6 protein-coding genes are annotated in these 5,602 nt (G+C 53.6%); all 6 read left to right on the top strand.

Features of this window, described 5'->3' with window-relative positions; translation table 11 throughout:
* Window positions 1–538: 538 nt before the first annotated feature.
* Window positions 539–877: a hypothetical protein gene (locus tag ABF463_RS13705; protein WP_415534469.1), complete on the top strand. Its 339-nt coding sequence runs from the start codon at window positions 539–541 to the stop codon at window positions 875–877.
* Window positions 870–1,193: a hypothetical protein gene (locus ABF463_RS13700; RefSeq protein ID WP_415534467.1), complete on the top strand. Its 324-nt coding sequence runs from the start codon at window positions 870–872 to the stop codon at window positions 1,191–1,193. The genes ABF463_RS13705 and ABF463_RS13700 overlap by 8 nt, the downstream gene beginning before the upstream one ends.
* A 14-nt stretch (window positions 1,194–1,207) precedes the next feature.
* Window positions 1,208–1,774, top strand: a complete 567-nt coding sequence (locus tag ABF463_RS13695) for a hypothetical protein (protein ID WP_415534465.1) — start codon at window positions 1,208–1,210, stop codon at window positions 1,772–1,774.
* Window positions 1,775–1,849: 75 nt separating this feature from the next.
* Window positions 1,850–3,241, top strand: coding sequence for a phage terminase large subunit (gene terL, locus ABF463_RS13690; RefSeq protein ID WP_415534471.1), 1,392 nt, complete (start codon window positions 1,850–1,852; stop codon window positions 3,239–3,241).
* A gap of 2 nt (window positions 3,242–3,243) precedes the next feature.
* Window positions 3,244–4,743: a capsid protein gene (locus ABF463_RS13685; protein ID WP_415534463.1), complete on the top strand. Its 1,500-nt coding sequence runs from the start codon at window positions 3,244–3,246 to the stop codon at window positions 4,741–4,743.
* A gap of 216 nt (window positions 4,744–4,959) precedes the next feature.
* Complete coding sequence (locus tag ABF463_RS13680) at window positions 4,960–5,487, top strand: hypothetical protein (RefSeq protein ID WP_415534461.1); 528 nt, start codon at window positions 4,960–4,962, stop codon at window positions 5,485–5,487.
* Window positions 5,488–5,602: the final 115 nt, after the last annotated feature.

The raw sequence follows: 5,602 nt of genomic DNA, 5'->3' as shown, positions 1-5,602 counted from the left end.
GCCAAAATTCTGCTTGATCATCTGGGCATCCTTTGATCAATTTTGATTTTGAGGGGGCTTCAGCACCGTCACGCTATCCGCAAAACCGCAGATGAACAGACCATACTCCAGACATTGTAACGACCAAAAGAGTCTGCCATACTAAGAACGCATGTATTTCGCACAGTAATTTTACATGATACAAACCGGCGGGCAAGGAGATGACTGATCTGCTATCACTCCAAACCGACCCACCTGGGAATCGTACCGAAAAACGGATGCAAACGGCAGACTGCCGAAATTGCCGATAAGAGAACGCGTGCATTCTATCCGTCATAAATAAAAACAGCAGATAAAAAGCAATCAAAAAAGCGGAATGCCGCAGGCTAAATGGCCTGCGGCATTCCGCTTTTTTGGCAGACTTTTCCCACAGTCCGCATCGCACCCGCTCATTATTTTTCACGGTGCAAACGCTATATAGTATGAGCATCCCCTCCCGCAAAGCCATGCAACAGCGAGTATACACAACAGTGAAAGATCGAAGACCGGAGCAATCACTATGAACACAACCCCATGGATCAATGCAATTGCACCATTGGCACTGTCCGTCACCGTTGGCATCATCGGCTTTTTCCTCAAGCGAACCATTGCCCTAGTGGATAAGCACGAATCCGATATTGGCAACATGAAAGAACGCTTTGTGACTAAAGACGAATGGGACAGCCTACAGGGCGACTTGCGTGACGAAGTGCGCAAGCTTTCCGGCGGTATCGAATTGCTGAAAGACAATTATATCCGCAAGGATGACTTTGTGCGCGAGATTGCAGACCTAAACCGTCGGCAGGACCGCATTTACGATATCCTGCTGGAATTGAAAGGAGAACGAATCATTGGATAAGGCTGAATTAACCCGCCGCATAGAGGCTGGCACTTTCGCCGTCGACAACGGCCGCGTGCTGCGCACCATCAACATTTTGCAGGGGCATGATATCAAACTGCACAGCCTGCAATATGCCCTGCCCGACATTCCGTCCGGTACACTGAGCGAATCCTTGTTTTATTTGCAGGACGCGGGCTATATACGAGCACGTGACACTGTGAACCACACTCACGCCGACGTCACCGGCATGAAAGAAACCACTGCCGTCCGCTTGACCGCCAAAGGCATCCAATTGCTCAAAGGCTATGTGTCCGACCCGGCAGTCAAAGTTTGAAGGGAGGATGCTCCATGGCCAATCGCAACCCTCAGCCTATTGCAGCATTGAAACCGGAACTGCTCGAAACCGTCAAACAAATGCTTTTATCCGGCGACAGTTATGAGGAAATTGCGGCGTATCTTGCCGGACAAGGCATACAAACCGACACGGCGGCCATCAGTCAATTTGCCGCTTCGCTCAACGCCGACGCAGCTGCCCTGCATACGGCACAAATCGCACTGCGGCGGATGATGAATGAAATTGAGTTTGAACCCGATTTGGACGGTACCGAGGCCATGCTGCGTATGGCAAGCAAACAAATTCTAAGTGTGCTCGCTGATACAGCCGAAGCCGATTGGGCGGAACTGGACAAAAGTAAGCTGCTTTCCTCCACGATAGGATTGGTTCGTGCCGCCGCATATAAAAAACGAACAGATTATGCCATACGATCCGCAACAGAAGTCGGCATCAACGCCGTGAAATCCATGCTGTTTCGTGCTTTGGCGAAGGAACGGCCGGAATTGTACAGGGAACTTGGCATGTTTCTTGACCAAAAAAATATCTGTATGCAAATGAAGAACGGGCAGCCATCCGGATGAGCGAATACTCCAATTAAAAGAGGGATACCAATGCACGGCACACCATATGAGGCTATCAGGCAACTATCCGAGTGGATGAGACCGTTCCATCCCGAATCCCACGACGGCATCGAACAGGCCAGAACCGATTTTTTCACCTTCTGCCACCTGCGCGCACCGGATTTTTACAAGCGTTCACGCACCTATCTGGCAGAACTTTGCCACGCACTGCAAACATTCTATGAGAGCAATGATGAGATTCTGATTCTAAACCTACCGCCCCGTCACGGGAAAAGCCGCACGGCAGGGCTGTTTGTCCAATGGGTTTTCGGGCAGTATCCGGCAGAAAAAATCATGACCGGCAGCTACAATGAGCGTCTGTCCGGCGCTTTTTCCAAAACCGTCCGCGATGGTATTTCGGAGAAAAAGGCAGATCCATCCAAAGTGGTGTACACCAATATTTTTCCCAACATACGGGTGCGGCGGGGGGAGGCTGCCTCTAATCTTTGGGCATTGGACGGGCAATATTCCAGCTACCTGGCAACCAGTCCCTCCGGTACCGCCACCGGTTTTGGCTGCACCCTGCTCATCATCGACGACATCGTCAAGAATGCCTATGAGGCGCATAACGCCCTTTTATTGGATGAACACTGGCGCTGGTTCACCGACACCATGCTCTCACGCGTGGAAGAAAACGGGAAAATTCTGCTCATTATGACCCGCTGGGCCACAGGAGATCTGGCCGGACGCGCGCTTCGCTGTTTCACGGAGCAAGGCCGCAAACCCCGACTGGTTGAAATGAAAGCCATGCAGGAAGACGGAACCATGCTCTGTCCGGAAATCTTAAGCCGCCGCTCCTACGCAAACAAAATACGCCTGATGGGCGCTGACATTGCGTCAGCCAACTATCAGCAGGAACCCATTGATTTAAAAGGACAGTTGTATACCCATTTTCAAACTTACGAACAGGCGCCGTCTGAAAACGGTGAACCGTCTTTTACCGAACGATTGGCTTACGTGGACACAGCCGACACCGGCAGCGATTCCCTTTGTGCAATCATTTGGGGCGTGTACGGCGTGGAGGCTTATGTGTTGGATATCTACTATACGAAGGCACCGATGGAAGTCACCGAGCCGGAGTTGGCACGCCGCCTTGCAACACATGAAGTCACACAAGCGCGCATTGAGAGCAACAACGGCGGACGCGGCTTTGCCCGTGCCGTCATGCAGCATCTGGAGCAGGACCTGCATTGCTACCGTGCCCAGGTGCGCTGGTTTGCACAGACCCAAAATAAACAGGCCCGCATATTGACCGCCGCGCCATGGGTGATGGAACATCTCTACTTTCCCGCTGACTGGCGTACCCGATGGCCTGACTATTCCGCCGCCCTGTCCGCCTATCAGCGTACAGGCAAAAACACACACGATGACGCACCGGATGCGACATCCGGTGTTGCTGAAACTATGCAACGATTACAGGAGGGATAATTTTGGGATGGATGTTAGGTGTGCAGAACGCCGTTTCCACAATCCGGCAGCGCATTCTATCCGTATTGCGCTTCCAACCCGCCGGAGCATTTTCCGTCACAATCTACGAACCGTACAGCTACGCCGCGAATGTGGCCAGAAATCGCATTTGGTATCGCGGAGAGCCGTCTGAACTATTCCAGTTTTACAAAAGCAATGGCGCATCCTCAACGGGAGACAGCGTCAACCGTTCGCGTTTCTGGGCGGCAGTCCCCTCACGTGGGATGCAGATTCGCAAAATACACACTGGTCTGCCCGCACTTTGTGTGGATAAACTGGCCGACATCGTGGTGACCGACATGCAGTCCGTCGTGTTCTCCGGACCGGACGCCGAAAAAACACAGACGCGGTGGAATCGTATCGCCGCCGAAAATGATTTGACCGAACTTGTGCGCAGGGCAGTGGTCGAAACAGATGTGACCGGTGACGGCGCGTTTAAAATTTCGTTTGACCCATCTATTTCTCCCCTGCCGCTGCTGGAATTTTACAGCGGCGAACAGGTTGCTTATACCACTGTGCGCGGACGCATCACGGAAATCACATTCTATACACCCAAAGAGCTGGACGGACAGTGCTACCAGCTTGCCGAAACGTATGCGTCCGGTTCTGTACGGTATACACTCTGTGACCGGCTGGGGCGTCCTGCCGATCTGTCCTTGTTTGACGATCTCACCAATCTATCGTCCGTCTCATGGGCGGAACCGGTTCTCTGGGCCGTTCCGCTGGCTTTCGCTCATTCGCCTACCTTTACGGGGCGCGGACGCAGCTTGTTCGACGGAAAATGCGACGTATTCGATGCACTGGACGAGGACATCAGCCAATGGACCGACGCAGTGCGCGCAGGAAGGGCCTCGCGCTATATCCCGATCGACCTCATTCCCCGTGACACGGTGACCGGTGCGCCAATGGAACCCAATCCGTTTGACAACCAGTTTATTGCCGTGCGGGGTGCGCTTGCCGAAGCGCAAAACGGACAAGTACAGGTCGTGCAGCCTGATATCCGCAGCGACGCGTATCAGCAGAAATACGCCGCCGACCTCGACATTGCACTGATGGGCGTACTGTCCCCTTCTACGCTGGGCATCGGGCTGTCCAAAAAAGACAATGCCGAGGCACAACGCGAAAAAGAAAAAGCCACCCTCTACAGCCGTGCCAAACGCGTCGCCGCACTGGAACGGGTACTCCCAAAATTGGCACAGGCCACACTGGCCGCCGAGGATATCCTCTCCGGACGCCCGGTTGGCGATTACCCCTGCACCATCAGCTGGGGTGAATACGCCAACCCCTCGTTTGAAAGCGTTGCCGCAACGGTCGGACAGGCCAGACAAAACGGAATCATGTCCATTGAGCAGGCAGTAAGGGAATTGTACGGCGATACCATGAGCGCCGCCGAAAAGCAGGTCGAAGTAGCTCGAATCAAGATGGAACAGGGACTTTTCCCGGGCAATGAACAACCGGCATGAGTGAAAACAAATGAGCATACGTTCAGACGATACGTATGTGCCCGATGAACCCATGTGCCTATTTCCATGCCGTATGTCAGGCAATACACCTCATTTTACCCGCGCATCATAAGGAAACTGCGCACCTGTCCAAAGCGGATGAAGACATAAAAAGCTATACGCCGCCGACAGGCGTAAAATGGAAACCGTCACCCGACATAAAAGGAGGAACTTTTTATGGCAGACCGCATCCAAACCAATGCGCAGGCATTGGAATCGACCGCAGCCCAAACACCCGTAACCGACAATGAGAAACAGTTCACACAAGCCGACCTCGACACGGCGATTGAAAAACGGCTGCTGCGAGAGCACCGTAAATGGCAGCGAGAGCAGGCAGACACGTCCACCGATCCAACCACCGGGAAAAGTGACAGCCTTCTGGAAGCTGCCAACCACCGTCACCTGCTTGCAGAGGCAAAACTGGCCGCGGTAACGCTCGGCGTGCCTGCCAAGCGCGCCGGTTACGCCGCACGGTTGGCCGACCTGACCGGTGTGGACATCGACGAGGAAAACGGCCCCGATACCGCTGCCGTCCAGAAAGCAGTGGAAACGGTCCTGCGGGATATCCCCGAGCTAAAGGCTGCCCCGCAGGACCCCAAAAGAGCCGGGATGCGCATTGGCGCAAACAGCACCCCTGTCAAACCCGGCAGCGTGCCGGAGGCATCCGCCAGCCGCATGAAACCATGGAACAAATTCCGCATTTGACGCTTTCATAAGATGAGAAAACCGGGTGGCATCACATGCGCCACCTGCCAACAGGAGGAATCATAATGGCACTGAATTATGCTGAACAATGGAACGACGCGCTGCTGGACATCTT

Source organism: Ethanoligenens sp., assembly GCF_047718355.1.
Lineage (GTDB): Bacteria > Bacillota > Clostridia > Oscillospirales > Ethanoligenentaceae > Ethanoligenens.
The sequence above is the reverse complement of the archived record's forward strand: the minus strand, read 5'-3'. Positions and strand labels throughout refer to the sequence as shown.